Source organism: Rhodococcus sp. G-MC3 (genome assembly GCF_030063335.1).
GTDB lineage: Bacteria > Actinomycetota > Actinomycetes > Mycobacteriales > Mycobacteriaceae > Rhodococcoides.
This window is the reverse complement of sequence record NZ_JASISW010000023.1, coordinates 40,137-65,118: the sequence shown is the minus strand read 5'-3', so window position 1 is coordinate 65,118 and position 24,982 is coordinate 40,137. Positions and strand designations below refer to the sequence as shown.

25 protein-coding genes are annotated in these 24,982 nt (G+C 54.8%); 15 read left to right on the top strand and 10 right to left on the bottom strand.

Annotated features, from left to right (window positions below):
- Nucleotides 1-16: 16 nt before the first annotated feature.
- A complete protein-coding gene (locus QMK17_RS21620) occupies nucleotides 17-1,537 on the bottom strand; it encodes an APC family permease (RefSeq protein WP_283511357.1) in 1,521 nt (506 codons plus the stop codon).
- Nucleotides 1,538-1,798: 261 nt separating this feature from the next.
- Between QMK17_RS21620 and QMK17_RS21615 the strand changes: the two genes are divergently transcribed.
- Nucleotides 1,799-2,923: an adenosine deaminase gene (locus tag QMK17_RS21615; RefSeq protein ID WP_283511356.1), complete on the top strand. Its 1,125-nt coding sequence runs from the start codon at nucleotides 1,799-1,801 to the stop codon at nucleotides 2,921-2,923.
- 19 nt (nucleotides 2,924-2,942) lie between these two features.
- On the opposite strand, the gene QMK17_RS21610 is transcribed toward QMK17_RS21615, so the two are convergent.
- The 3 genes from QMK17_RS21610 to QMK17_RS21600 are packed head-to-tail and all read right to left on the bottom strand — an operon-like array spanning nucleotide 2,943 to nucleotide 4,846.
- The gene (locus QMK17_RS21610; RefSeq protein ID WP_283511355.1) at nucleotides 2,943-4,202 is read right to left on the bottom strand and encodes a primosomal protein; all 1,260 of its coding nucleotides are present in this window, start codon (nucleotides 4,200-4,202) and stop codon (nucleotides 2,943-2,945) included.
- A 15-nt stretch (nucleotides 4,203-4,217) separates the two neighbouring features.
- On the bottom strand, nucleotides 4,218-4,526 hold the full coding sequence (locus QMK17_RS21605; RefSeq protein ID WP_283511354.1) for a YbaB/EbfC family nucleoid-associated protein: 309 nt from the start codon (nucleotides 4,524-4,526) through the stop codon (nucleotides 4,218-4,220).
- Entirely contained in the window at nucleotides 4,523-4,846 is a 324-nt protein-coding gene (locus QMK17_RS21600; RefSeq protein WP_283511353.1) for a hypothetical protein, read from the bottom strand. Before QMK17_RS21600 ends, QMK17_RS21605 begins: the two co-directional genes overlap by 4 nt.
- 71 nt (nucleotides 4,847-4,917) lie before the next feature.
- On the opposite strand from QMK17_RS21600, the gene QMK17_RS21595 reads away from it, so the two are divergent.
- Complete coding sequence (locus QMK17_RS21595) at nucleotides 4,918-6,255, top strand: recombinase family protein (protein ID WP_283511352.1); 1,338 nt, start codon at nucleotides 4,918-4,920, stop codon at nucleotides 6,253-6,255.
- A gap of 236 nt (nucleotides 6,256-6,491) precedes the next feature.
- Here the strand turns inward: QMK17_RS21595 and QMK17_RS21590 are convergent, their stop codons facing one another.
- Entirely contained in the window at nucleotides 6,492-7,025 is a 534-nt protein-coding gene (locus tag QMK17_RS21590) for a hypothetical protein (protein WP_283511351.1), read from the bottom strand.
- A gap of 2,262 nt (nucleotides 7,026-9,287) precedes the next feature.
- On the opposite strand from QMK17_RS21590, the gene QMK17_RS21585 reads away from it, so the two are divergent.
- From QMK17_RS21585 to QMK17_RS21540, 10 genes are all read left to right on the top strand, one after another.
- Nucleotides 9,288-9,734, top strand: coding sequence for an HNH endonuclease (locus QMK17_RS21585; protein WP_283511350.1), 447 nt, complete (start codon nucleotides 9,288-9,290; stop codon nucleotides 9,732-9,734).
- A complete protein-coding gene (locus tag QMK17_RS21580; RefSeq protein ID WP_283511349.1) occupies nucleotides 9,727-10,164 on the top strand; it encodes an HNH endonuclease in 438 nt (145 codons plus the stop codon). The genes QMK17_RS21585 and QMK17_RS21580 overlap by 8 nt, the downstream gene beginning before the upstream one ends.
- A 299-nt stretch (nucleotides 10,165-10,463) precedes the next feature.
- A complete protein-coding gene (locus QMK17_RS21575; RefSeq protein WP_283511348.1) occupies nucleotides 10,464-10,904 on the top strand; it encodes a hypothetical protein in 441 nt (146 codons plus the stop codon).
- 86 nt (nucleotides 10,905-10,990) lie between these two features.
- Entirely contained in the window at nucleotides 10,991-12,988 is a 1,998-nt protein-coding gene (locus tag QMK17_RS21570; protein ID WP_283511347.1) for a phage terminase large subunit family protein, read from the top strand.
- A gap of 78 nt (nucleotides 12,989-13,066) precedes the next feature.
- Complete coding sequence (locus QMK17_RS21565; protein WP_283511346.1) at nucleotides 13,067-14,437, top strand: phage portal protein; 1,371 nt, start codon at nucleotides 13,067-13,069, stop codon at nucleotides 14,435-14,437.
- Complete coding sequence (locus QMK17_RS21560; protein WP_283511345.1) at nucleotides 14,430-14,849, top strand: hypothetical protein; 420 nt, start codon at nucleotides 14,430-14,432, stop codon at nucleotides 14,847-14,849. Before QMK17_RS21565 ends, QMK17_RS21560 begins: the two co-directional genes overlap by 8 nt.
- Before the next feature lie 137 nt (nucleotides 14,850-14,986).
- Nucleotides 14,987-15,865, top strand: coding sequence for a phage major capsid protein (locus tag QMK17_RS21555; protein WP_088942371.1), 879 nt, complete (start codon nucleotides 14,987-14,989; stop codon nucleotides 15,863-15,865).
- A gap of 176 nt (nucleotides 15,866-16,041) precedes the next feature.
- Entirely contained in the window at nucleotides 16,042-16,377 is a 336-nt protein-coding gene (locus tag QMK17_RS21550; RefSeq protein ID WP_283511344.1) for a hypothetical protein, read from the top strand.
- Nucleotides 16,378-16,758 (top strand): hypothetical protein, encoded by a 381-nt coding sequence (locus QMK17_RS21545; protein WP_283511343.1) that lies wholly within the window; start codon nucleotides 16,378-16,380, stop codon nucleotides 16,756-16,758.
- A 1-nt stretch (nucleotide 16,759) separates the two neighbouring features.
- Complete coding sequence (locus tag QMK17_RS21540) at nucleotides 16,760-17,167, top strand: hypothetical protein (protein ID WP_283511342.1); 408 nt, start codon at nucleotides 16,760-16,762, stop codon at nucleotides 17,165-17,167.
- A 105-nt stretch (nucleotides 17,168-17,272) separates the two neighbouring features.
- Here QMK17_RS21540 and QMK17_RS21535 read toward each other — a convergent pair whose 3' ends face one another.
- Genes QMK17_RS21535 through QMK17_RS21525 form a run of 3 tightly spaced genes read right to left on the bottom strand, consistent with a single transcriptional unit; the run spans nucleotide 17,273 to nucleotide 20,030 of the window.
- Nucleotides 17,273-18,514: a toll/interleukin-1 receptor domain-containing protein gene (locus tag QMK17_RS21535; RefSeq protein WP_283511341.1), complete on the bottom strand. Its 1,242-nt coding sequence runs from the start codon at nucleotides 18,512-18,514 to the stop codon at nucleotides 17,273-17,275.
- A gap of 41 nt (nucleotides 18,515-18,555) precedes the next feature.
- Nucleotides 18,556-19,734, bottom strand: a complete 1,179-nt coding sequence (locus tag QMK17_RS21530; RefSeq protein WP_283511340.1) for a C40 family peptidase — start codon at nucleotides 19,732-19,734, stop codon at nucleotides 18,556-18,558.
- Nucleotides 19,731-20,030, bottom strand: coding sequence for a type VII secretion target (locus QMK17_RS21525; protein WP_283511339.1), 300 nt, complete (start codon nucleotides 20,028-20,030; stop codon nucleotides 19,731-19,733). The genes QMK17_RS21530 and QMK17_RS21525 overlap by 4 nt, the downstream gene beginning before the upstream one ends.
- 129 nt (nucleotides 20,031-20,159) lie before the next feature.
- Here QMK17_RS21525 and upp point away from each other — a divergent pair, with 129 nt between their 5' ends.
- Both upp and QMK17_RS21515 read left to right on the top strand, forming a co-directional pair.
- On the top strand, nucleotides 20,160-20,783 hold the full coding sequence (gene upp, locus QMK17_RS21520; RefSeq protein ID WP_283511338.1) for a uracil phosphoribosyltransferase: 624 nt from the start codon (nucleotides 20,160-20,162) through the stop codon (nucleotides 20,781-20,783).
- Between the two features lie 68 nt (nucleotides 20,784-20,851).
- Nucleotides 20,852-21,682 carry a DUF2797 domain-containing protein gene (locus QMK17_RS21515; protein WP_283511337.1) on the top strand — a complete coding sequence of 277 codons (831 nt, stop codon included), beginning with the start codon at nucleotides 20,852-20,854 and terminating at the stop codon, nucleotides 21,680-21,682.
- 48 nt (nucleotides 21,683-21,730) lie between these two features.
- Here QMK17_RS21515 and QMK17_RS21510 read toward each other — a convergent pair whose 3' ends face one another.
- Together QMK17_RS21510 and QMK17_RS21505 are read right to left on the bottom strand one after the other, a co-directional pair.
- Nucleotides 21,731-23,332: a phospho-sugar mutase gene (locus tag QMK17_RS21510; RefSeq protein ID WP_283511336.1), complete on the bottom strand. Its 1,602-nt coding sequence runs from the start codon at nucleotides 23,330-23,332 to the stop codon at nucleotides 21,731-21,733.
- Nucleotides 23,329-24,201 carry a purine-nucleoside phosphorylase gene (locus QMK17_RS21505; protein WP_442972809.1) on the bottom strand — a complete coding sequence of 291 codons (873 nt, stop codon included), beginning with the start codon at nucleotides 24,199-24,201 and terminating at the stop codon, nucleotides 23,329-23,331. The genes QMK17_RS21510 and QMK17_RS21505 overlap by 4 nt, the downstream gene beginning before the upstream one ends.
- A gap of 60 nt (nucleotides 24,202-24,261) precedes the next feature.
- Here QMK17_RS21505 and QMK17_RS21500 point away from each other — a divergent pair, with 60 nt between their 5' ends.
- Nucleotides 24,262-24,966, top strand: coding sequence for an enoyl-CoA hydratase/isomerase family protein (locus tag QMK17_RS21500; protein WP_283511334.1), 705 nt, complete (start codon nucleotides 24,262-24,264; stop codon nucleotides 24,964-24,966).
- Nucleotides 24,967-24,982 lie beyond the last annotated feature (16 nt).

Below are 24,982 nucleotides of genomic sequence, written 5' to 3'. Positions count from 1 at the left end.
CTGAAGTCCTGTCGTTCTAGTAGGTATCGGGAACCTTGACCTCGGTGGATGCTGTCAATGTTTTGCCCTGGAAGAAGTCTCGGTTACCGACGAAACACAGCAGCATCAGGGGGATGCCCAGTACCAGCATCCCAACGCCGAGCACGAACACGCCGCCGAACGGACCGTAGACCGAATAACCATAGTCCGGCTTGATCATATCGACGGCGCTCTGTACGAAGGCCCATGTCATGGACAGGCCGCCGAGCAGCGGAAAAATGCCGCGCATGAACAGGTTTCGAGCTGATGTGAACAGAGTGCGTCGAAAGTACCAGGTGCACGCATAGGCGGTGATGCCGTAGTAGAAGGCTACGGCCAGACCGAGCGAGGCGACGGAATCCTGCAACGCGTTGGAACTGACGAACGTCAGAACCAGATAGAACACCAGTGCAGCTGCACCCATGACGAGAGTGCCGAAGCCGGGCGTCATGTACTTGGGATGGATACTGGCGAAGCGTTTGGGAATTGCCTCGTAGACGGCCATCGAGAGGGTCCCGCGCGCGGTCGGCAGAATGGTGGTCTGTGTTGAAGACAGCGCCGAAATAGACACGGTGAGAAGCAGAAGCGATGCGACTATCGATCCGGCGACGGGGTCGCCGAGGATGGTGAGCACGTCGTCCACATTGTCGGGATTGCTCAGACCGATACCAGTATCGCCGAATCCGGCGAAGGATTGCACCGCGTACCCGACGAGAACATAAGTGGCGACGAGTATCAGCGTGGTGATGACGGCCGCTCGTCCCGGCGTTTTCGTTGAATCCTTCGTTTCTTCACCGACGGCGAGGCAGGCGTCCCACCCCCAGTAGATGAAGATGCAGAGAATGATCGCCTGGGCGGCGTCGGACATCGTGATACCGGTCGGAATGATCCAGCTGAGTTGCGGCGTGATCGCCTGCGGACCTGCAGTACCGGCAGCCACTTTCACCAATGCGGTTACGGATACTCCGATGAGTACCGCGAATTGAATGATGATGAGCACGTTCTGCATGCGTTCGCTGATCAGGATGCCGCGGAAGCTCACGTAGGTCATCGCGATGATGAAGAACGATCCGAGCGCGACCTTCGCTGCGGTCGATTCAGCGGCACCTTCGAGTCCGAGGAACTCGAAGAGATAAATAGCCGCGATCTCGGCGACATTCGCGAGGACGATGATGGCCGAGACTGCCAATCCCCAGCCAGCCATCCACCCGACCCACGGGCCGAACGCTTTGGTGCCCCACGTGAACGACGTGCCGCAGTCGGGGGTGTCCTGCCCGAGCTCGCGGTAAGCGATTGCGGTGAGCAGCATCGGCACGAACGCGACGAGGAACATCGCCGGTGCTTTGTCACCCACCGCCAATACGACGTAGCCCAGCGTGGCAGCGAGGCTGTAGGCGGGAGCCACGGCGGACAAGCCGATGACGATGTTTCCGACGAGACCGAGCGCGCCGGTGTTCAAGCCTTTACCCGCCGGAACGTCCGGACGAGGCGATGACGTAGGCGTATCCGCAACGGACATTTGCACTCCAAGCTCGGGTCGGATCGATTGCCCAAACCATACGATTTCAGTTGTCCCTTCGCTCAGTTTCGACGGATTTGTTTTCAAAGGGGTAACAATGCGACGAAATAGGTGCTTTTTGCGCTTTCTGAGTGCTGTTCTGGCTTGGTGTCGACGTCCGTCGGATGCAGTGGCGGTTCAGTCTGCGTGCTGCAGACATATCCACGGCAGATGATTACGGAGTGAAGCGCGAACGGCCGCGGATCGCGCTAACGTCGATTCATGAGTACCGCCGAAATTTCGTCGAACCCTTCGCGCGGCGCGACGCCGCTCGATCTACCTTCCATCAAGACTGCCCCCAAAGCGCTGCTGCACGACCATCTCGACGGCGGACTTCGGCCCGCCACCGTGCTGGAACTGGCAGAAAACTGCGGTTACGAAGACTTGCCCGCCGCCGATGCCGCGGCGCTCGGTGAATGGTTTCGCGACGCGGCCGACAGTGGTTCACTCGTCCGCTATCTCGAGACGTTCGCCCACACGGTCGCAGTCATGCAGACACCGGAGGGTTTGTCCCGCGTGGCGCGAGAATGCGCCGAGGACCTCGCCGAGGACGGCGTCGTCTACGCGGAGGTGCGATTCGCGCCCGAGCAGCATCTCGAACGCGGACTGACGCTCGATCAGGTCGTCGAGTACGTCCTCGAAGGCTTTCGGGCCGGCGAATCAGCAGCAAAGGTGAACGGCAAGCGAATTCGCGTCGGATGCCTGTTGACCGCGATGCGTCACGCAGCACGTTCACGGGAGATCGCAGAGCTCGCAGTCCGGTTCCGTGACCGCGGTGTCGTCGGATTCGACATCGCTGGAGCCGAGGCAGGTTTCCCTCCCAGTCGGCATCTTGATGCTTTCGAGTACATGCGAGCAGCGAACGCACACTTCACCATTCACGCAGGCGAAGCCTTCGGTCTCCCGTCGATCCAGGAAGCCGTTGCCTTCTGCGGGACCGACCGACTCGGTCACGGTGTGCGGATCATCGACGACATCGAGGTCTCGTCCGACGGCACTGCAGACCTAGGTCTACTGGCAGCCTACGTTCGCGATACACGAATGCCGTTGGAGCTGTGTCCCAGCTCCAACGTGCAGACCGGCGCCGTCGACAGCATCGAGAAGCATCCGTTCGACCTGCTCGCGCGCCTTCGATTTCGCGTCACCGTCAACACCGACAACAGGTTGATGAGCGACACCTCGATGAGCCGGGAGATGCACAAGCTGGTCGAGGCCTTCGGCTACGGCTGGAGCGACCTCGAACGTTTCACCATCAACGCCATGAAGTCCGCGTTCATCCCGTTCGACGAACGGCTCGAACTGATCGACGAAGTCGTCAAACCGGGATACGCGGTTCTCCTGGGCTGAAAGATCGACTCGCTACACGTCAGTTCTTGCGAAGGCGGGCCTCGAAGTCACGCTCGAGTGCCCGCCACGCCTCGGCCTCTACCTCGAACGGGGCGCTCGGTGCGAGTCTGTTGGGATCTGGCTCGAGCGTGTACGAGACATACCACCCGAGCGGTGTCGAGGCAGCAAGAGCAGTCTCGACCGTATCGTCGTCGGCGAAATCGGCTGCATCGGTGAACAGTTCGACGGCCAGATCGAGTTGATCCGCGTCGACGGCCGTCGGGCCGACGGCCAGATCGTCGGCCAGTCCTGGCAGCACGTAGACGTTATCGTCGGTGATCTCGATCTTCAGTGAACCGTCGATCGCCGCGGTTTGCACCTCGGCGTAGGTGCTGACCTTCGCGAGGTCGTGGTCGTGATCGTCGGCAAGGTAGCGTGCCAGCGACCGTTCGGAGCCGAAGACGGTGATACTTCCGGTGCGTCCCAGGAAGATCGGCTCGTCGTCGATGTAGCACCGGAGGGTGTAGTACGTGTCCTCGGAAGTGATGATTCTGACCGGATCGATTCCGACTGTTACCCAGAAATTTTCGTCCGCGGCTGCATCGGCGATCGGGTCGGGAGTCTCCTCGTCTTCATCTTCACTGTTGTCTTCGACGTCTTCGTCTTCGTCCGATACGTCGTCGACATCGACGACGTTCTCGGCGGCCGCGAGCAGCTCGGCTTCGGCGATATCGACAGCTGATGCGTCGACGTCCGGCGTCGTGACCACCGAGTCGATTGCATCGATCACGTCGTCCCAACTCTTGGAGACCGATGCTCCGATGCGGTCCCAGAGATTTTGTCCGTCTTTGCCTACGTAGGCGTCGACGCCGATTCCAACCGAACCGAGATGCGGATTTCCGGCGAAGAACGCTGTGACAGAGCTGATCTCGCAGACGTCACCGATGGTTTGCACCATCTCGAACGTTGCGGCGAGCTCGGCAAGTGTGTCCGCGTCGGGGTCGTCGGCGACCAGTTCGGGGACACCGACCAGATCGAAACGATGAAGATCGTCGGGCTCGAGTTCGTTTGCCGCGAGCGCGGCAACCACCTTCCACGACGGATGATCGACAAGGTCGTTGTCGTTGTCATTTCTGATGAATGCGGCGAGGTGAGCCACTGCCTCGAACGCGTAGAGATCCTCCTCGTGTCCGAGGAATGCCTCCCACTCGTCGTCGCCCTCGTGCCATTCCGGTGCCCACAAAGTGACGAAGTCGCCGCGGGTGAGACCGAGTTCGATCGGGATGATGTCGCCAGCCATGGCTGGAAGCCTATCTCAGGTGTCTGAGAGTGAAGTTTGCATCTGCTCCAGGATCAGTGCACGGTGATCCAGGGCATCGCTGGCGGCGTCGGATGCCGTGGTGACGATGGTGGTGGACAGGCGAGTCGCCGACACGTGCGCCAGATCCTCGGGTAGTTCGATGCCGACCACAGTGCCTGCGCCATCGGCCGTCACTCTCACCAGACCGTCCTCGGATCGCCTACTGACACGCAAGGCAGTCAACTCCTCGGATGCTGCGGACATGACGTCGAGTGCGCGGTCGGCTCCGGCAACGAGAACGTCCAGCGGATCTGGGGCAGTCATACCGACCTCAGCCAACTCGTCGGGGCGGTCTCGTCGCCCATCCGGTCGTTCTCGGACGCCGCGACCGACGACGCAGTGGGGAGTCCGAGCCGGTCGAGGATGGAAGCTTCCATTCCTTCCCGTTCGAGAAGCGTTCGACGCTGCGCGCGAGCCCTTCTCGTGGCTTGCGCGATCAGGTCGACGAGTGTGGCGGCCAATGCCGCTCCACCGAAGCGTAATTCGTCCTGGTCGATGTGTACCGACACCGGAAGCCCGCCTTCCGATGCACGCACGTGAATCGAGTGGTCGCGCGTCGACGCCGACGCTGTGATCCCGCTCATTCGGTGGGCCTGTAGAAGCCCTTGTAGACTGGTATCACGCACCATTAATCCCCTCGAAACGAGCCGCCCCTATGTCAGTCGGAATCTACTGCCGCATCAGCAAGGCGACAAGGAACGATGAAGATTCAATCGACACGCTGGGTGTCGAACGCCAAGAGCAGACATGCCGTGAGCTGGCCGAACGCCTAGGCCTGACGGTGGTCGATGTGTACGTGGACAACAATCTGTCTGGCAAGGCTGGCGTTGTACGACCAAACTACGAGCGCCTGATGACGGACATTCTGGATGGTCGCGTCACGGAGATTCTGTGCTGGAAGACCGACCGACTCAGCCGTGACCGGCTGGCGTTGCAGATTTTCTACGAGCTGTTGCGTAAGCACGACGCCAAGCTGATCACCGATCAAGAGGGTGAGGTCAAGCTCGATACGCCTGACGGCGCGCTAATGGCGGGTATCAGGGCTGAGCTGGCGCAGTACGAGCGCGCGGCGATTGCTGAGCGCGTCAAGGCGCAGAAGAAGCAGAAGGCCTATGCCGGTGTTGTGCTCGGTGGCCGCTATCGCATGTTCGGCTATGCGGACAAGCATCGTACAGAGTTGCATCAGACAGAAGCGCCCGTCGTGAAACGGCTCTACGCGGACTATCTAGCCGGTGTGAGCATTCGTCAGCTTGCCAAGCAGCTCAATGAGCAGGGCATCAGCTCTACTGGTGGCCGTCGTTGGGAACCTAAATCGGTGAGCATGCTGCTCAGGCATGCCGCCTACGCTGGTCTGCGAGAGTTTCGCGGCGAAATCGTGGCTAAAGGATCATGGCCGACCATCATCGACCAAGCTACTTATGAGCGCGCAATAGCCAAGCTAGCCAACAATATTCATCGCGGGCCGCATGGAAACACCAAGCATTTGCTGACGGGCATATTGTACTGTGAGCTGTGTCTGTCCCGGCTGATCAGTGCCAGTACCCGTTACAAGGACACGACCTATCGCACCTATCGCTGTCCACCGAACGAGGGTTGCGGCAAGCTCAGCCGTCGCGCCGAACCTATAGAAAAAGATGTGTTGGCCTTGACCGCCAAGGCGTTGGCGAATGTGCCGCGCAACACGGAGCCGTTGGACACGACCGAGCTTGATGCGCTGATCGCCGATATTGAGCTGTTGGGCGCAGCACGCAAGGCTGGCCGCATAGATATGGCTACTTTTCTCGATCAAAACCAGGCGCTCAACAAGCAGAAAGAGCTTCTGACGAAACAGAGTCTGAGTGCCGCTCAGCCGAGCAGCAGCACGGTTGCCGAGTTTGAGGCCGGTACGACCGATCAGCAACGGGCCACGATTCAGTCGTTCTTTCCTGCCATTGGCCTACGCAAACTTGGTGGTGGCCGCAAGTTCGATCTGAGTCAGCTCATCTTTGGTTGAGAATACTGTTCACACGGTTGATCAGTTCATCTGTGTACACAATTTTAGATAGTATTTCTTGCTGTAGATCAGCATGTTCCTGTTCGGTCAAGCTACATTCGTTTGTCGATTCTGTTGGACGGTGCTAGACGCTATGCCTAGCCACAACGAGGCCCATTGCTGGGCTGTAATCCTTTCTCTAGTTAAATAGAATGTGCCTAGGGTCTATCTGTACCGACCCGATAATTTCACAGGATTCACAACAGGCTTAGTAGACGAGAGTAATATTCAATACTGTGTACATCATCCATCTTCTGCGCCGGGCCGTCTACATGCTTTGACCATTGCTGATTGAAGTCATCTCTCCAAGCGTCTTCGTCAAAGTCATTATCGTCGTAGTCAGGCATAGGAATATTTGCCCCGTAATGTTCGTTTGCTACATAGATTCCGTGATCCTGCTGACCGCCATCCTCTAGCCGAATCTTGGCCTCCACAACATCCCAAATCAGTTCGTCCAGTACGCTCTCAAATCCGTTAGGTGTCATATCAAGGTCAGCCGCCTGAGTGCTAGCTATCATAGATTGCTTGAGCAGCTTCTTAAGCTGCTTCTTTGTGCCCTGTACACGATTTGCAGCCATGAGGAACTTTAGAAACAATGTGCTGTTTTCAGCGTTGAGGTCAAGCACACACACTTCGCCACCAAATTTGTAATAGAATGTACTACATTCCCCGTCGATAACAGTGTGATCAACATCGTCGACAAGCTGAACAAAAACTTTCTTGCTGGGCATAGTATTTCCTTCTGTTTGCGGAAACTGTTTGTTTCCGATGAGTTAGAACTTACGCTAAACATTCGCCGCGCCACAACCGTCAAATGACGTGCTGAAACGTCAAACATGAATTAACCAAATGCCGTATAATGGACTTAGTGGTTATAGACCGCTAGAGGACAAGGTTTGCAACTCTGCCGGGTTCAAATCTAGATAATGATAAAGATTATCTAGTCCACAAGATCAGTCACTGCCATGTGACCGACAAGGCCAGCAACCAACCTCCATAAAAACTGTTGCTGGTCTTTGTTGTAGAATTAAGTAGTAGTAGCTGAATCACACCAAGCAATGACAATCTACTCAGCTTTACATTATTGACTATTTGCATACCGCCCGATTTGGTATTACACTTATAGGTAGAGAGTGAATGCAAAAGCCGTAGAAAATAGTTTGCAAAATATGCTCTTTCAGCTTGCTTTTATACATAGCAGTATGACATAATGGTAGTAGACAAAAGATCGCTTCTTCAGCAGGGGAGAGATTAGCCCACAAGTTTTCCTCACAAGAAATAAATGACGAAGACCGGAATAGTTTATCCCCTGCCAAGGAACTATTCCGGTCTTTTTCTATGTCTTGTGAGGACAGTCCATAGGATCGCAACTATGGCGGGTTGAGCAGTAAAGAGCCAAGAGAATCACAAAACATTAAAATGCACCCTGCGATAGCTATATCGAAAACCTGAAAGGAGAAAACGAAATGCCAATAACAAAGAAAATCAACTTAGCCAAACATCAAGAAGATCGTCTACTAAAAAATCTTGATAGAAAAGCTACTAGAGTTACACGGAGCAATAGAAAGACACAGTGGAATGACGGTAGATATTGTGAAGAATGCTTCTACAGTCTATTAGCTAATGAAGAGAAACACGAGTCTTGTGTATTAGCCAGTAAAGACCGAAACAGAAGAATTGATCCAAATATGATCTTCAAACTCAAAGAGCGTAAGAAGAGTCAAACATAAGAAGAAGACCTAAAACTAAAAAGATGTGTCGATAGAAATAGATGGATGTTGCTGTTGGCGCTACGCGCCGGTAGTTCATTACAAATATTCCATCTTGACTCTATAGAAGAACAGACCCTCTCAGTATTGAATTAAATAGAACTAAAGAGTTTTTGTGTTGTTGGTTGTTGGATGGTTCTGTGCCCCGGCCGGGGCTGTAGTCCATTATCTATATTCTCTATATTCTCTTTAGATTAAAACCTACAGGGTCTTTTCCTCTATTGAAGAAAAATAGGCTAGTGAAATTTCTACGATAGTCCGTAGGACCCAATATTGTAGTTCTGTCTTTTCTCTATTTTAGGTTTTGACCGCTGAGTGAGCGTAGCGAAGTTCAGCGGAACAGTAGTAACCAGTGAATCAGTACCCGCCGATTTTGGATCGGAACGATCCGTTTCGGCAATATTACATATTAGGAATGAAGAAATGAAGAAAGATAAAGAAGCACCAAAGAGGATACGCACGACTACAGAAATGCAGAAGGCACGCGGCCCGGTTGCAATCACTGAACAAAACTGGATAAGTTTAGACGAGTACCGACAGTTGCATCCAAAGTCGGCGGTAGACAATGACTGAAAAATCCAGAGCCGCATACCAGCGGGACAGACAGGCCGAGCTAGTGACGGAAAAGTTTGAACAGATCGAATCGTTGATAAATGAAATGATCGAATTAGGCGCAAGTAATCAGCGTTTGAAGCTAGGCATGCGTCATCTTTTGGGAAAGTACACTCACACTAGGCCTTAGTACAGCATGCTACGAGCGTGAGCGGGTCGGAATGGCAGGCACGACAACTTGTATGAGTCTGCTATTTCGATAGCTCAAATCGGCTATTATGTATCAACGCGGTTCGATAGACTACTTACGATAAAATGTTGTAAATAGTGATATAATGATATATATAGAGTTACTACCGTTAGAACGGTAAATCTAAAGCTCTACGGGATAAGAAAATGTGTGAAGATAGTATTATAGTTCTGTGTTTAGAGTGCGATCAGACCGACTGTGAGCATGATAATGACTTGATTTTGAGTGCCGTCTGATGAATGAGCATGACCAGCCGTCAGAGACGCAGAATCTTGCAAACGAAATAGAAGAAACCAAGCAATACATTCGTGATTTGCTCAGTCAGGGGATCAGCGAATGAGCACTAACGATTTTATAGAAATCGTGTGGTTCATCGTCTCAGAGCAAATCAAGGCGCAAGAGCTAGTAGGAGCGTCAGCCGCGTGAGCTTTGACATTTTAGAGCTGCCACAAGCTCAGCTAACGCTTGAATACGAGCCAGCAGGCGATTGCTTGATCTACCTAGGCCCGACCAATGCAGACGGCTACGGCTACCTGACTGTGAACGGCAAGCGTGAGTTTGCTCATCGTCTTGTGTTCGCCGAGTTCAACGGTTCGATACCAAACAAGAAGCGCGTATTGCATTCGTGCGAACATCGCGGCTGTATCGAGAAATCTCATTTACATCTATCAACGCCTAAAGTAAATCCAGCAGGTTTCCGTCGTAGATCGGTATGCAAGTTTGGTCACGCATTGACCGATGACAACATAATCCAAACGCAGGCTGGCCGAGTATGCAAGAAATGTCGCACCGAATACAAGGCGGCATGGTATCGGCGCAAGCGAGCAGAAAATATTATTGCTAGTATTAGAAGTGATTCAAATGAGTGACTCAGTAACTAGTTCAGATATGTACGATAAAGACTTGCCTTACACGGTTGATGCTAACGGCTGTCATCGGTTGTCTTTGACCGCTACCGACCGCAATGGTTACGGCGTAATCAAGCATCGTGGCAAGAACTACTATGCCCATCGTTTTCAGTGGCTAAAACTGCGGGGTGAGATTCCGGATAATATGGAAGTAATGCATAGTAGAGGCTGTTCAAGAGACTGTATCAATGTGCATGAGCATTTAAGCCTAGGAACGCATCAGCAAAATATTGATCAGATCAAACAAGACGCCAAGCAGTTTTGCGCGGTGGGGCATGAGCTGAACAGAACCAATAGCTACAGTTTCAACCATAGGGTCTTATGCAAGATATGCAAATCAGAGCTTGCCGCCGTATTTGGCGGTACAGAGAAAGAGGATAAAAATGAATAGGTATTACATATTAGATAACGAGAGTGGAACCGTGCCAATTGATGGTCAGACACAGCTTCAAGCAAGCAAATGGGTTGCTAAGCGTGTGGAGTTGGCTGGACACGATCCAGCACGCTATTCAATCTTGCCAGAGTAGCGAGAAGGGCGGCAGGTATATCAATAATGGTATACCTGTTCGCTCGCCTAAAATTAAGTCAAGGATTCTACAGATTTACACAACCAGATCAAAAACTAGATAACAATGCTAAACAAATAGATCAAAATGAAAACGAAATCTAATAGAAAGCAGATGAAAATGAATGCCAAAATACAATGAAGATGAACGACGCGCCTACGCCGAGCTAGCGGGCGACATTGGTATCCGTCCCGCCATGAGAGAACTTGGCTACCCGTCGAGTTGGGCCAGTGGTCGAGCGTGGTGTACCGAGTTCGGCATCGAGGTCGAGCTAGACGAGCTGAAATCCAAAGCAGCACAATACAATGCGTTCTACAACGATTCCGAGCAGATCATCGCATTTCAGGACTTGATCGCTGATGCTCGTGCCAAGCAGCTAGACCCAGACACAACAGCCGCCGATCTTGAGCGTCTAGCCAAGGTCATCAAATTGTCCGTGGACGGTATACGCCTGATCCAAGGCAAGGCCACGGTGAACGCACCAGCCAAGGCGAACACGACAGATGAGGACGCTGAGAAAATCTACTTAGATTTCAAGCGTGATCAGGCCGGTACAGATGTATGAACATAGATCAATATGTCGATAAGTTTCCAGAACACTTGAGACACATACCAGCAATGCGCAGACAGTGGACAAAAGACGATTGCCTGATGTTCGTACTGGTTTATCTTCAAAGTTCAATTAAGTTTGATGACGAACAGCCGAGCTTGGCACAGTTTCATCTTGATCTAGCCGACTACGCTCAGACGTTAGTTACGGACAAGGCAATGCGTGATGCTTGGATTGCGCCGCGTGAATCGGGCAAGTCCACATGGCTGTTTAAATTAATTCCTTTATGGCTAGCAGCTCACGGTCACAGTAAGTTCATTGCGGCATTCAGTGACTCAGCAACTCAGGCCGAGCAGCATCTAGCCACGTTCAGTGCTGAGCTACAGAGCAACAAGCTATTGAAGCTGGACTATCCAGAACTATGCAAGCCAATGATGCGCGGTACGGCTAGCCGATTCGTGTCACAGAGTCGTAGCCAAATACAGCAAGCAAATGGATTTAGTTTTGTAGCCAGAGGCATCGACGCTAAGACGCTAGGCTTGAAGATCGGTAATCAAAGACCAGACTATTTGTTGTTAGATGATGTAGAAGGTGATGCGTCTAGCTACTCTGAGAACGACATTGCCAAGCGTAAACATACGATCTTGTCGTCAGTCATGTTCCTAGCGTCTAGAGCTAATGTTGCGCTGGTTGGTACGACTACGACACAAGGAACATTGATCGACCAGATCAGAACGGTAGGGGAGCTACGAGCTGAGCATGCTCAGGCGTTGGCTAGTTCGGCGGTACACAATGAGCACAACACAGACATTGCGACTATTGTCAAACACAAGACTTATACAACAATGAATGTCAATGCAACTACCGATAATATATATTGTGTAAGCCTGCGTAAGGATATACTAACTAATGATGATCAACGTAGTGGCCTATCAGAGCCATTAGAAGCTAATGAAACATCGCCTAGCCACTCAGTGACCGAACGGGCTATAAGATCGCCACAATCGGATAAGGCGTTGCAAACAGGTATAGCCCAACGAGACGATATGAAAGACATAGATCAATCATTGTCAAGTTCGGCTGATAACGCAAACGAGTGCGATAGTGTAGCCGAATTGTTATCTTTGCAAGAGTTAGCAACACAACGATCAGATCACACATTGACGACTGAACTGACTTCTGATAGAGCGTCTGAAAACGATCTTAATTTTCAAAACTCCAGAAACCCTATGTCTACTACTCTTACAAATACGAATAATTTTGAAAAGGTCGAGCACACTGAATTAGCTAAATTGGGTCTTATAGACGAACCCAACAGAGCGGAACATCTGTTAGAACACGAAATGCATGTGTCTGAGACGCTAGAACTAGACGCTGAGCTGCAATGGGTTGAACAACAAAACATCGACGTACATTACTATCCAGCAATTGTTATTGATGACGATGGCAACGAACAATCATGGTGGCCTGAGTCAAAATCTATCCAAGAACTGAACAAGCAACGTCATACCAACGAGTTCAAGCTGAACATGATGAACAAGCCGGTTGACTTGAGTGGCGCATATTGGAATGCAGACGATATTTCTATCGCTGAACCGGCTGACGGCTACAAGTTCACGATCATCAGCGTTGATCCTGCCGTGACGTCTGCCAAGTCGAGCGACTACACCGGTCTAGCTGTGCTCAGCCTGGGCTACGACGGTCTGGTCTATGTGCGGCACGCTGAACAGCTTAGAATCGTCTCTACCGAGCTGCTAGAGCATGTAAACGAGCTGATCACGCAATTTGCCGTGTCAGTAGTCGTGGTGGAAACCAATCAGGGTGGCGACGTGTGGCGTGACAACGTGTTCGACGGCTTGAAAGCCAAGTTTCTAGGCATACGCCAGCAGGAACCCAAGCCGGTACGCGCGTCTAGAGCGTTGGACTACTACCGCAAGCAGCAGATACGGCATACCCGTCACTTTGCGGCTCTTGAGGCTCAGATGTACTCGTTTCCGAAGCTCAAGAACGATGACCTGATCGACGCGGTAGGTACGGGCATTCATTGTCTGCTGTCGTCATCGGGCGCTATGTCTATCAAGAAACGTAGCTATACATAGACACAAGCAGCACAAACGGGCTAAATAACGTATTATATAACTAACAACTACTACAGAATGGAGATTGATTAGCACTAAATGTCAGACCTAACCAAAGCAGTATCCGAACTATTGTCTAAACGAGACGATTATCTTCTAGCGGAATCATATTACGAGGGCAACACAGACGAGATTCACGCGTCTAGCGCCGTCAAGCGAGCGTTACGCAAGTCCGGTGATACGTTTCGTGTCAACTTCGCCAAGACGCCAGTGACCGCCGTAGCCAACAGACTTGAAATCACCGGCGTAACAACACTATCCGCATCAGCTAAGCAGCTCGTAGATCAGACCTGGCAGCATAATGATCTAGAGCTGGAACTGACCAAGATTATCAGCAAGACACTGATCTACGGTGACAGCTACGTGTTCGTATGGCCCAACGATGACAAGATTGAAATTTACTACAACAGTCCGTTGAGCACCATCGTGCTGTACGACGTAGAGAATCCACGTAAGCCGAGCTATGCCGCCAAGCTGTGGCCGATAGAGCTTGAAGACGGCAAGCAGCGTCAGCGGGTCAATCTGTACTACGCCGACCGTATCGAGAAGTACATCAGCAGCTCAGAGCGTCTGCCGTTCACGATCAAGCCCAGCGACTTCGAGCCGTTCATCGACGACGACACAGACGAACACGGCATGTTGCCCAACGAGTTCGATCAGATTCCGATCTTTCATCTGTCAACAGGTGACCAGTACGGCAAGCCAGAGCATCTGAGTGCCTACGGGCCACAAGACGCCATTACCAAGCTGTTGATCACCGGCATGGCCGCTGTCGAGTCGTATGGCTTTCCTACGCGCTACGTGTTGCAGGGCGAACAGAGCGGCATCTCTATTGACGACGAGGGCGCAGCAGACGAGCTAGGCGTAGGTGCTGGTGAGGAGTGGATTCTCAGAGGCGTGTCGAGCGTGGGACAGTTCAAAGCTGCCGATCCGTTGCCGCTGATTGCCAACTACCGTGAGTACGTGCGCGCTCTAGCGTCGGTGACCGAGACACCACTGCATTACTTCGAGAACACGCAGACGAACGTGTCAGGTGAGGCACTGAGAGCCAGTGAAGCGCCGCTGGTCAAGAAGGTTCGTATGCGTCAGTTGTCTATCGGTACGACATTGCGCAAGCTGTTCATCTTTGTATTGAAGCTAAATGATATTGATGAAGACGTTCAGCTTGAATGGCGCGGTATCGAGAGTATTGATACGAGCGAACAGTGGTCTATCAACAAAAAGAAGCTTGAGGCAGGTTTGCCGGTAGAGCAGATTCTATTAGAGCATGGCTACGATACCGAGCTGATCGCGAAGTGGAAAGCCGAGGGTCTGCTAGAAGGCATGGTCAGACAAATCTCGAATAATGATTCAGCAGCAGTAAAACAAGTACAAAATACAGAATTAGAAGGAGCAATAGAAAATGAGTGAACAAGAAGCAGAAACAGCCGAGATGCAGGAACTACGCCAGAAGCTCAAGGCTGCAAATGACGAGGCCGCCGGCTATCGCATCAAGAACAAGGAATTGACCGAGCAGTTCGAGGCACAGCAGCAGAGCAGCAGTGCATTGAAGCAGTCGCTTGTACAGACGCAGATCAGCAGTCAACTAGCAGCACAGGGTATTACAAACTCAAAATATGCCAAGATGATCAGCTCAGAAGATATTGAGTTCGATGATCAGGGCAACGCTGTCGGTCTGGCTGAACGCATTGATCAGCTCAAACTTGACTATCCAGAGTCAGCAGACGCCAAGCGCCGAGCACCAAAGGTTGACGCGTCGGACAAACAACCATCAGCAAAGCCGTTGAGCAGTGCTCAGAAGCTATTACAGCAAACAAACTAGAACTAATTCAGCTATAATAGAACAAAAGCTAGATGCTTGAACGAATAAAGCCAGATGCCGAGTTCGTGGTTAGGGACGATTGTCCAAGATTACTCAATCTATAAATGAAATAACATAGGAGATTAACATCAAACAAAATGGCAAGAGTAAACGCAAACGCATGGGTGCCTGAAGAGTATGGCTCTGAGGTAATCCAGACTGTTGAGCAAAGTTCAGCAGTAGAAGCAACAGGTCGTAGAGTCAACATGACCAGCGACACGCAGAAGACACCTCGACTAGGTGACGTAGACGTTCAGGTCGTACAAAAAGGTGGTCTGTATCCAGAGGATCAGCCAGTACTAGACAACGTGCTGCTGGACTCAGTGAAGTTCGGTGGCCGCGTGATCATCGCAGAAGAAGACTTGGAAGATGCACGCGTAGACGTGATCACCGAGTATCAAAAGGGTTGGGCCACCAACTACGCACGCAAGTTCGATCAGGCGTGTCTAGGCACGACCGGCGTAGCCAATGGCGACTCAGTACCGTTCGAGTCGGTCTACAAGGCCGTAGGCAACGCAGTGATCAAGACAGCCGGTGTGCTGACCTACGCGCAGCTGTCCGATGTGCTGGCCAAGGCCGAGAACGGTCGCTACTTTGCCGATCCTGACACGATCATCATCGCGCATACGTCGTTCAAGGGACAGCTACGCGGTCTCGTTGACGGCAACGGTCGGCCACTGTTCCTAGAGCAGGTTTCGGCATCACAGCCAGCAACACTGTTCGGCTACGAGATTCGTTTCTCGGACGGTGCGAAGACCAGTGCTACGAACACATGGAACCCAACAGGTAATCCGTTGCTGATCGTTGGCAACCGTAAGCATCTGATTGTTGGTGATCGTATTCCGATTCAGTCGCTGATCAGCTATGACGCTGGCTTTGCTACTGACGAGCCACATATCAAGATGCGTACTCGTAAGGCGTTCGCAGTAGGCCGTAAAGAAGCCTTTGGCGTCTTGGAAGTTACAGCGGGAGCGTAAGCAATTCAGTCGGTGGCAGCGTAGAGGCGTTGTCACCGGCTGTTTTCTTCTATGACAAAAATAGAAATAGAACTGGTCATGCCGCGCAAGCGTGTAGATGTGCCTTACGAACGCAAGCATGTTGAGCTGGCTATGCCGAGAAAACATATTCACGTCGTGTTGAAAACTGATGCCGTATGACAACTTATTACATAAATCAGATACCAGTAGAAGAATTGTTGATCAAGATCGTAGACGAACGTCGTCAGCCGCGTGATCTACGTGCATACGATTCAGACGTAGCCGTGTTCTTTGCTGGTCCTGACGGCATAGTAAGAGCTGGTGGTGGCTACGGCTATATCTCTATGTCATACAAGGGCTATGTCAGCTATGAGTTCGGCAATATTAGTCCGTTCACGGTCGCCGGTGACTACAAGATTCAGTTGAAGTTGAGCCGCGTAGAGGTTGGTGAGCTGGTGCATTACGACCTTACCGACATTGCCACGTTAGAAGTAAGAAAGGGATTGATCTAATTGTTAGCAACAGTAGAAGATGTACAGCGTGTTACCGGCTATACGGTAGATGATGCCTTGATCCGTCAGGCCCAGGCTATTTTCGAGGTAGCGTCAGGCCGTCCCGAGCAGCTAATCAGCCGACCGTCAGATTTGGCCTGGTCTGTCTATGCTGTGTCATGGCAGGCGGCATATATGGACAACTCAGATGTATTTGCGCAGGCCAACGTAGAGCAGACAAAGCAGGACAAGCTGACGGTGACGTTCGGTGATCGTGTCTACGCTCTGAGTCAGCTCACGGAACATGCAATTAGAAATCTGAGTTGGCTACGTAGTCGTTCGGTCAAATCTATGCCGTGGACGTTCGAAGAGCATAACTTGCCGTTATGGTGGACTTGGTAGTATGCCTAAGTTTCTTGTAAAGAATAAGCTCTATCCATCGTTGATAGATATTTACACTCAGCGCACGATGTACGATCCAGATACCGGCGAAACGGTTAGAGACTGGGATTATCTCGAATACGACACAGTTGAGTGTGTAATAGCTGCCGTCAATCCAGAAGACAGTCTGGAACAGTTCGGTCCAGAATATTCAGATAAGAAGTTCGTTCGTGTTGAGCTGGCGGTAGGGGAGTGGTCGTTATCTCAGCGGGCCGGTAATCTACGTTCCAAGCAGGGTGAATATTATTACCAGTCATGGAACGGTCAACGCTACGAGCAAGACCTGTTCAATGTGAGCGGTTTGAACACGCAGCTGGATATAGATGGTCGTATTGTTGGCTATGAGTTATATCTAGAATTAGCTCAGTAAATACAAAGAAACCCCAGGCCTGCCGCCTAGGGTTTCTTGCTGGACTGATGCCATACACGCCGAACAAATACTTCAGAAAGGAATTAAGTGTTCCTTGCTGTTGTATCACTTATCCTCGTTTCGTTCTTTTTTATGATCCAGAGACTCTGGCAGCGCTTCGTGCTCGTCTATGACCTGTGCCTGTTCATTCTGGAGTTCGATCTTATCTATTCGGCGAACCCAATCGTCGAACAATTGTTGACCGTCAAGGAAGCTTTGCGCGCCTTGGGATAGTGTCTTAAGTGGTTTACGGACGTCTCTACTCATCTTAGCGACGTCCTTTACCGTGTCTTGAAACCCTTGTACCGATTCGATTGATACTCGACCCGCAGTGGCAAGGCTTCGTGCGCCATCAAGGAAACCCTGGACCTGTGGATCGTTGCGGTCGTTCGCATTGCGTTCGCTAATATTGGTAAGAATTACACTCATCAATCCGTTCATGGTGAATGCTTGTTCGGCGTATTTGCTCCCATTTTCTTTGAACTCATCTGCGACGGGCGTGAGTTCGTTTGCGTATTGTCTGGCAACAAATAGGCGTGCGGCCGCATTCTTTTTTCCAGCGGCAGTCATTAGAGGGCCGTATTTATTTGTAACTTCAGTCACTTGGCCCATTAGTGCGCCGTATTTCTCGATTGTTGCTTGCCACTCCGGAAAAAGTTCTTCCTGTGCCGCGATTGCATCTAAGATCCCCAACGAGTCGTCATCGTCATCGTCATCGTCATCGGAGGATGGTGCTTTTGGGTCAGAATCGCGCTCCAGTTTTCCTGGTAGGTATTCTGGACGGTTAGCGACTTCAGCTGATATCTCGACTAATCGCTCGGCAAGACCAGCTACGGCAGTAAGGTAATCTTCACCCTGCTGGTCCTTTACTCGAAGCTTGGTGAAGTCGACGTATTGACTTCCCGCAATCACTCGTCTTACTTCGTCTTTTGAATCTTCGACAAGATCGTCCACCTTGGCGTAGAGGATTGGGAGCAGTAACTCGGGAACTTCGCGCGCCTCAGCATTGGCCGCGAAAATAAGTAGCTCTCTGCGGCACTCTTCGCTGGCTAGGAAGCGCGGTGTCACTATCGCGATGAGGAAGGAGGTGGCTGTGAGCGCGTCGTCAATCGTGACACGCCACTTCTTGCCCCAAGCTAAATCTTCTCGATCCACAAAAAGATCAAGACTACTGCCCGTTAGGAATTCATATTCCTGTTTGAGAAGCTTTGCCAGATTCAGTATTCGATCGTGCTGCGAGTCGTTGTCTTTGTGAACATAGCTCCAAAAACCTGTCGGATGAACAACGCTGTCGTCGTCAAGTGGCATGGAAGGACCGTACCGGATGGTCCCCTAATTTGGGAGCGGGGCTATGGTGCGAGAGTTGGTCTATAGAAGCCCTTGAAGCCCATGCCACCATTCGTGGTTCGAATCTCGGAGACCTGAACCTGCGGCTCGACGCCCTCGACCATCTGGCCGTTGCCGATCACCATGGCGACGTGGCCGTCCCAGATTGCAAGGTCTCCCGGCATCACCTCGTCGGAGTTCACGCTGGCGCCGACGTACTGTTCTTGAGCCAATCGCGGCAGTTCGACGCCCTGCTCCCCGTAGGCCCACTTGGTCAGTCCGCTGCAATCGAGTCCGCGGCCAGGTTCGTTGCCGCCCCAGCTGTAGTCGGTGCCCTGCTGGGTCAACGCGCTCCGCACTGCGCCGGCGGCTTGCTCGTTCGGCGCGACTGCGACGCTGCCGTCCGGCAATGCGACCTCGACTCCCTCGCCGCTGACCGCTGCCGAGGAACGCGCCGGAGTCCCCATGGCCGTCGACATGTCTTGATTGGACGAAGGAAAGCCGGGCGAGGACATGCTTGGGGAGGACGTTCCTGCGGGAGATGTCAGCGGACTCGTCGGCCCGTCGGGGGACACCGAGGAAGCGGATGATGACATTGTCTTTGTGAAGTTCTGCAGAAATTGGCTTCCCGGATCGCCGCCGGCTACCTGAGGACCCGCTGCCGCAGGCGCAGTGCCGGGAGCAGCACCGGCGGGTTGCGGAACCGCTGGCGGGGACGCGAATGCGCTGATTTCGGCTGTATGCGCGGCGAGTTCAGCGCGTACACGCGCGACTACGGCGAGCGCCTGCTGCAGGTGCTCGATCGCCGCTGCGATGAGCATCGTCTGCGCGGGCGGGGTGAAGATCAGCGGCGCTGCGGACATCGCGATGGCTGCGAACGACTGAGCGATTCCTTGGAGCTCGACGACTCCTGCGTACACCTTGTCGCAGGCAAGATCGACGATGGCGGCGATCTCCGATCCGTGATCGGAGAGTCCGACAGCGCTGGTATGAGCCTGGCCGGCTAGCTCGATCGCGGCTGCAGCGGCGGGCCCGCTCCACGTGGACGCGAGTTCCGCTACCGCGGATCGCCCGATAGTCGATATGGAGTCGAGAGCCCCCGAGGACGCGCGGATGACGTCGGTGGGCCCTCCGGTAGGGATCACTCCCGAGCCGAACGCGCCGAGCAGATCGGTGATGGGTTTGGCCAGTAGTTCGATCACATCAGGCTCGCAGCGGTAGCCGAGTCGGATCCGACGTAACCGGCAGCCGAGGCAGTGGCCGCTACGCCGATGCTTCCCACCGTGGTTGCCAACTGCCCGAGAGCCCCCACCTGCGCTGCATGGGCGCATGCGAACGCAGCCAGAAACTCGGTGCCGATAAGTCCGAACACCGGAGTGAGGACCACAGGCCCGCACGCCGTTGTTGCAACGGCAGCGGCGCTGACTTGCGCCGACATGTTCGCTGCGGTCGCGGAATACTCGAGCATTCCCGCCGGTAGTGCCGATACCTCGGTCATCGTCCATCCCCCTGAGAAATTCGAGCCGTGAAGTGCCGAGCTGAGCAGTTTGCGTACAGCGCAAGAAAGTTCCTTCACAGGTTTCGACGCACGTGAACGCCGATCGGTTCCCGCATTTATCCTTCAAGAATGGAAACTCATGTGGTCGATCACCCACTGGCCGCTGCACTGCTCACGACGATGCGCGACGAGCGCAGCGACAACGCGACATTTCGGTCCGCACTCCGCCAGCTCACCCACATGCTGGTGTACGAGGCAACCCGCGATGCCGCGATCGAGAATTTCGATGTCAAGACGCCGGTAGCCACCACCACGGGTACCCGGTTGTCACGTCCGCCGCTGCTCGTCCCGGTCTTGCGGGCGGGTCTGGGCATGGTCGAGAAGGCCAGCGGACTGATCCCACAGTCGCGGGTCGGATTCGTTGGAATCGCACGCGACGAAGAAACCCATCAGCCGGTGCCGTACATGGAATCGCTTCCCGACGACCTGTCGACCACACCTGTGTATGTCCTCGATCCGATGCTCGCGACCGGCGGGTCGATGGTGCACACCATCGAGCTGCTCGTCGAACGAGGCGCCGCCGACGTCACCGCGATCTGCGTCGTGGCAGCGCCCGAGGGTGTTGCCGCGCTCGAGGCGTCGGGACTGCCGGTTCGACTCGTCGCAGCAAGCGTCGACGACGGACTCAACGAGAATGCCTTCATCGTTCCTGGACTCGGCGATGCCGGCGACCGGCAGTTCGGTCCGCGCTGAGCACGTCGCTGGTTCTCGGAGTCACCTGGCCGGCCACTGACGGCGATCCGCGCCTGCGGATCGTCGACGTGGATACCAAAGAAGTCGGTCATGTCGAGCTGCGCGGCACTCGCATCGGATTCGAGGCGCTGGGTCCGGGTAGATGGTGCACCGGACGGGTTGCGTTCAAGAAGGGCGGGCCGTCCGAATACGTGCCGTGTCCGAAGCAGCGGCCCGTCGAGGTGGGATCACAGTGCGAGCAGTGCGAGTCGAAGGACAGCTTTCGTTTCGTTCACACCATTCACCGAGGTGGGTTCGTCTCGAGCGCGCTCGAAGCCCATGTGATGCAGCCTCACTGGCTCTACATCGCGACGTTCGCCAACGGCGTGCACAAGGTCGGGACTGCGGCAGACACACGCAAATGGGGCAGACTCGCCGAGCAGGGCGCCATCTGCGCGCGCTATGTGGCGTGGGCACAGGACGGGAAGATTATTCGTGTCCTCGAGGATCGCGTGACCGAGGAAATGCAGGTACGTCAGTCTGTCCGGTCATCGGCGAAGGCTGCGGCCCTTGCCGTGCCCGTCGACACCGTCAGGCTCGAAGCTGCGACCGCCCGTCTCGCGGATCGAGTACGCGAGTTACTTCGGCCCGATGCCGAAGAATCGGGACACCGCGTCGTCGACGAGTCATGGCGCGTCGCAGGCTTCCGGGATCTGGCCTCGGGCAACAGGGTTGCGTATCCGAGTGACCTGACCGTGGGCAAACACGGATTCACGGTCGACGCGTGCATCGGCCAAGCCGCGATCGTGACGATCGATACCGCGTCGTACGTCGTCGATCTGCATGAGCTCAAAGGTCGCCGAGTTCGGTTCGGCGACTTCACCTCCGAGCTCCCCGCGGTGCAGTCGGCGTTGTTCTAGCGCTCCGCGCACGTGCGCGGAAATACGTCCCCTGAGACGTATTTCCGCTCACAAAGCGCGGGCGAACCTCCGAAGCTCCTCGAGAATCCCGCCTGCTTCGGCCCGAGCAACGGGAAGAATCTTGCTGCTGGGCGATGGCACCACCACCTCGAGATAGGCCTTGACCTTCGGTTCGGTACCCGACGGCCGGACGATGACGCGCACGCCGTCTCCGACGATTTCGACGGCATCGGTCCTGAGCGGTCCACGTTTGGCCAGCAAGTCGGTGACGGTGACCGCACGTCCCGCCAGTTCGGTCGGAGGATCGGCGCGCAGGCGTTCCATGAGCTGCTCGATCTCGGTGAGTTCGTCCACCCGTTTCGAGACCTGGGCGCCGAAATGGACGCCGAATTCGACAGCGAGATCATCGAGAACATCGGTGAGGGTGCGCTTTTCGGCCTTCAGTGACGCCGTGTAGTCCGCGAGGACGACAGCGGCGGAGATCCCGTCCTTGTCGTTGACGAAGGTTGGATCGACGCAATGCCCGATCGCTTCCTCGTACGCGTACACGAGCCCGGATCCGGCGCGTACGAGCCACTTGAAACCCGTGAGTGTTCGTGCGTATCGAGCTCCGCGGGCCGGGGCCAATGCCGACAGTAGCTGCGAGGAAACGATGGTATTGGCGACCAACGAGTTCGGCGGTGCCGACTGCAGAATGTGCTCTGCAAGAAGTGCTCCGGTCTCGTCGCCGCTGAGCATCCTCCACCCGGTCGTGGTCGGCACTCCGATCGCGCACCGATCGGCGTCAGGATCGAGCGCGATCGCCAGGTCGGCATCGACTTCCGCAGCAAGAGCGAGAAGCGCGTCGGCAGCTCCTGGCTCCTCCGGATTGGGGAACGCGACGGTGGGAAATTCCGGGTCGGGTTCGAATTGGGCTTCCACGAGGTGGATGTCGTGGAAGCCGAGTCCTCGGAGCGCTGTGAGTGCTACTTCACCGCCCACGCCGTGCAGTGGAGTCAGGGCAATTCTTATGCCCCGCTCGGTCGATCGAACGAGTGCCGGAAGCCTGTCGAGATACCGTGCGGTGATGTCCGAGCCGCCGGGGGAGACGAACGTTCTCGGCACGTCGACGGCTGGACCTATCGCAGCGATCTCTGCTTCGATCTCTCGGTCTGCGGGAGGAACGAGCTGGGCGCCGCCTCGGAGGTAGACCTTGTAGCCGTTGTCGGCAGCAGGATTGTGGGACGCGGTGATCTGCACCCCGAGATCGGCGTCCAGAGCGCGTACCGCAAACGCGAGAACCGGGGTCGGAAGCGGTCGGGGAAGTAGCACGACCGTAAAACCATGCGCGGCGAATGTTTCGGCGGCGGCAGCAGCGAACGATTCGGATCCGTGCCTGGCGTCCCGTCCGACGACGACTGTCGACCCGCCGAGGCATTTCTTTTGCAGCCAGGCGCAGATCCCAGCGGACGTACGCACGACGACCGCGACGTTCATTCCGTTAGGCCCGCCGCGCACTTCCCCGCGGAGGCCTGCGGTGCCGAAGCTCAGTGGCGCCCGAAAACGTTCGGCCAGTTCGTCTTCGGAGAGTTCCGACAATTCTTCGCGGGTGAGCGGATCGGGGTCGCCGGCGATCCACTCGGAAACCTGTTCGGAAAGTGTGGATGTCACAGCATCGACACCAGTCGGTGTAGCAGTTCGCCCATGCGCGATGCCGATGCCTTGCCCGCCTCCAACACTTCTTTGTGGTCGAGGTGCTCGCCGGTCATTCCCGCCGCCAGGTTTGTGACAAGGGAAACTCCCAGTACGCGCGCACCGAGGGCACGTGCGGCAATAGTCTCGTGCACCGTCGACATCCCCACGAGGTCGGCGCCGATGGTGCGAAGCATGCGTATCTCGGCCGGCGTCTCGTAGTGCGGGCCCGGAAGGCCCGCGTACACGCCCTCTTCGAGCGATGGATCGATGCTGCGGGCGAGTTCGCGCAGTTCAGGGGAGTAGGCGTCGACCAGATCCACGAATTCGGCACCGATCAACGGCGACCGGGCAGTCAGGTTCAGATGATCGGAGATCAGTACCGGTTGCCCGACGTTCATGCCGTCGCGAATGCCTCCTGCTGCGTTGGTCAACACCACGGTGCTCACTCCGCTCGCGATTGCCGTGCGCACTGGGTGCACGACTCGCCGAAGTTCGTGGCCCTCGTACGCGTGAGTGCGTCCCTGCAATAGCAGAGTGTGGGTACCGTCCACGTTCACCGAGGTGATGGTGCCCGAGTGGCCCGCCGCCGACGGCGGTGCGAAACCGGGTAGGTCGACCATCCGGAGGGTCGCCGTCGGCTCGCCGAACCGGTCGGCCGCGGCCTGCCATCCGGACCCGAGCACGATCGCCACCGAGTGCGCAGCGACGCCGGTCGCCTCGGCTATCGCAGCGGCAGCAGTGGCGGCCGCGCCCTTCGGGTCGACGGTCGGATCGGCTTCGTGTGCATCAGTTGTTCCCACGGGTGACAACCCTAGGAGATGGGCTGGCGATGTGCGCGAAGGCATGCATGAGCAGTAGTCGCCATGGGCATTTGTTCGGAAGTTACCCCCGGGTAGTATCCGCTCATGCCTTATCTCGAACGCAACGGTGACGTCCACATTTTGTTTCTCGGCGACAAGGACGGTCCCGAGCACAACGAGAACCGCTTCAGTCCCGACTGGATCGACGCCGTCCACGTACTGCTGGACGAGGTCGAGGCAACCGAGGGCCCCGCTGCATTGGTCACCACCGCAACCGGCAAGTTCTTCACCAACGGCCTCGACACCGACTGGCTGTTCGCCAACCTGGACAAGATCACCTGGTATCTCGATCGGGTCCACACGCTGTACACGCGTCTGCTCGAGTTCCCGATGGCCACGATCGCCGCAGTTCAAGGCCACGCGTTCGGTGCAGGAGCGATGCTGGCCACTGCGCACGACTTCCGTGTGGTTCGCGCCGACCGCGGCTTCTACTGTCTTCCGGAGGTCAACCTCAACATGCCGTTCACGATCGGAATGTCCGCTCTGGTGAACAGCCGGCTTCCCAAGCAGACTGCGGTCGAAGCCATGACCACCGGTAAGCGTTTCGGCGGCGCCGACGCCGTGGCAGCCGGAATTGCAGAGCTCGCCGTGGCCGAGGACGAGGTGCTCTCGTCTGCGGTCGAGCGAGCGGCAGGGCTGACAAGTACCCATGGCAAGAACCTCGCGGGCATCAAGCGCAGCATTCACGTCGACGTTCTCACGGCACTGAACACTCCGACCGACGACAGCAACTTCAGCTTCGGAAAGTAGTAGTGACAGACTGGGT

Coding starts and splice junctions, on each gene's coding strand:
- QMK17_RS21620 (WP_283511357.1), bottom strand. CDS start 1,537: ATGTCCGTTGCGGATACGCCTACGTCATCGCCTCGTCCGGACGTTCCG.
- QMK17_RS21615 (WP_283511356.1), top strand. CDS start 1,799: ATGAGTACCGCCGAAATTTCGTCGAACCCTTCGCGCGGCGCGACGCCG.
- QMK17_RS21610 (WP_283511355.1), bottom strand. CDS start 4,202: ATGGCTGGCGACATCATCCCGATCGAACTCGGTCTCACCCGCGGCGAC.
- QMK17_RS21605 (WP_283511354.1), bottom strand. CDS start 4,526: ATGACTGCCCCAGATCCGCTGGACGTTCTCGTTGCCGGAGCCGACCGC.
- QMK17_RS21600 (WP_283511353.1), bottom strand. CDS start 4,846: ATGAGCGGGATCACAGCGTCGGCGTCGACGCGCGACCACTCGATTCAC.
- QMK17_RS21595 (WP_283511352.1), top strand. CDS start 4,918: ATGTCAGTCGGAATCTACTGCCGCATCAGCAAGGCGACAAGGAACGAT.
- QMK17_RS21590 (WP_283511351.1), bottom strand. CDS start 7,025: ATGCCCAGCAAGAAAGTTTTTGTTCAGCTTGTCGACGATGTTGATCAC.
- QMK17_RS21580 (WP_283511349.1), top strand. CDS start 9,727: ATGAGTGACTCAGTAACTAGTTCAGATATGTACGATAAAGACTTGCCT.
- QMK17_RS21575 (WP_283511348.1), top strand. CDS start 10,464: ATGCCAAAATACAATGAAGATGAACGACGCGCCTACGCCGAGCTAGCG.
- QMK17_RS21570 (WP_283511347.1), top strand. CDS start 10,991: ATGTTCGTACTGGTTTATCTTCAAAGTTCAATTAAGTTTGATGACGAA.
- QMK17_RS21565 (WP_283511346.1), top strand. CDS start 13,067: ATGTCAGACCTAACCAAAGCAGTATCCGAACTATTGTCTAAACGAGAC.
- QMK17_RS21560 (WP_283511345.1), top strand. CDS start 14,430: ATGAGTGAACAAGAAGCAGAAACAGCCGAGATGCAGGAACTACGCCAG.
- QMK17_RS21555 (WP_088942371.1), top strand. CDS start 14,987: ATGGCAAGAGTAAACGCAAACGCATGGGTGCCTGAAGAGTATGGCTCT.
- QMK17_RS21550 (WP_283511344.1), top strand. CDS start 16,042: ATGACAACTTATTACATAAATCAGATACCAGTAGAAGAATTGTTGATC.
- QMK17_RS21540 (WP_283511342.1), top strand. CDS start 16,760: ATGCCTAAGTTTCTTGTAAAGAATAAGCTCTATCCATCGTTGATAGAT.
- QMK17_RS21535 (WP_283511341.1), bottom strand. CDS start 18,514: ATGCCACTTGACGACGACAGCGTTGTTCATCCGACAGGTTTTTGGAGC.
- QMK17_RS21525 (WP_283511339.1), bottom strand. CDS start 20,030: ATGACCGAGGTATCGGCACTACCGGCGGGAATGCTCGAGTATTCCGCG.
- upp (WP_283511338.1), top strand. CDS start 20,160: ATGGAAACTCATGTGGTCGATCACCCACTGGCCGCTGCACTGCTCACG.
- QMK17_RS21505 (WP_442972809.1), bottom strand. CDS start 24,201: ATGCCTTCGCGCACATCGCCAGCCCATCTCCTAGGGTTGTCACCCGTG.
- QMK17_RS21500 (WP_283511334.1), top strand. CDS start 24,262: ATGCCTTATCTCGAACGCAACGGTGACGTCCACATTTTGTTTCTCGGC.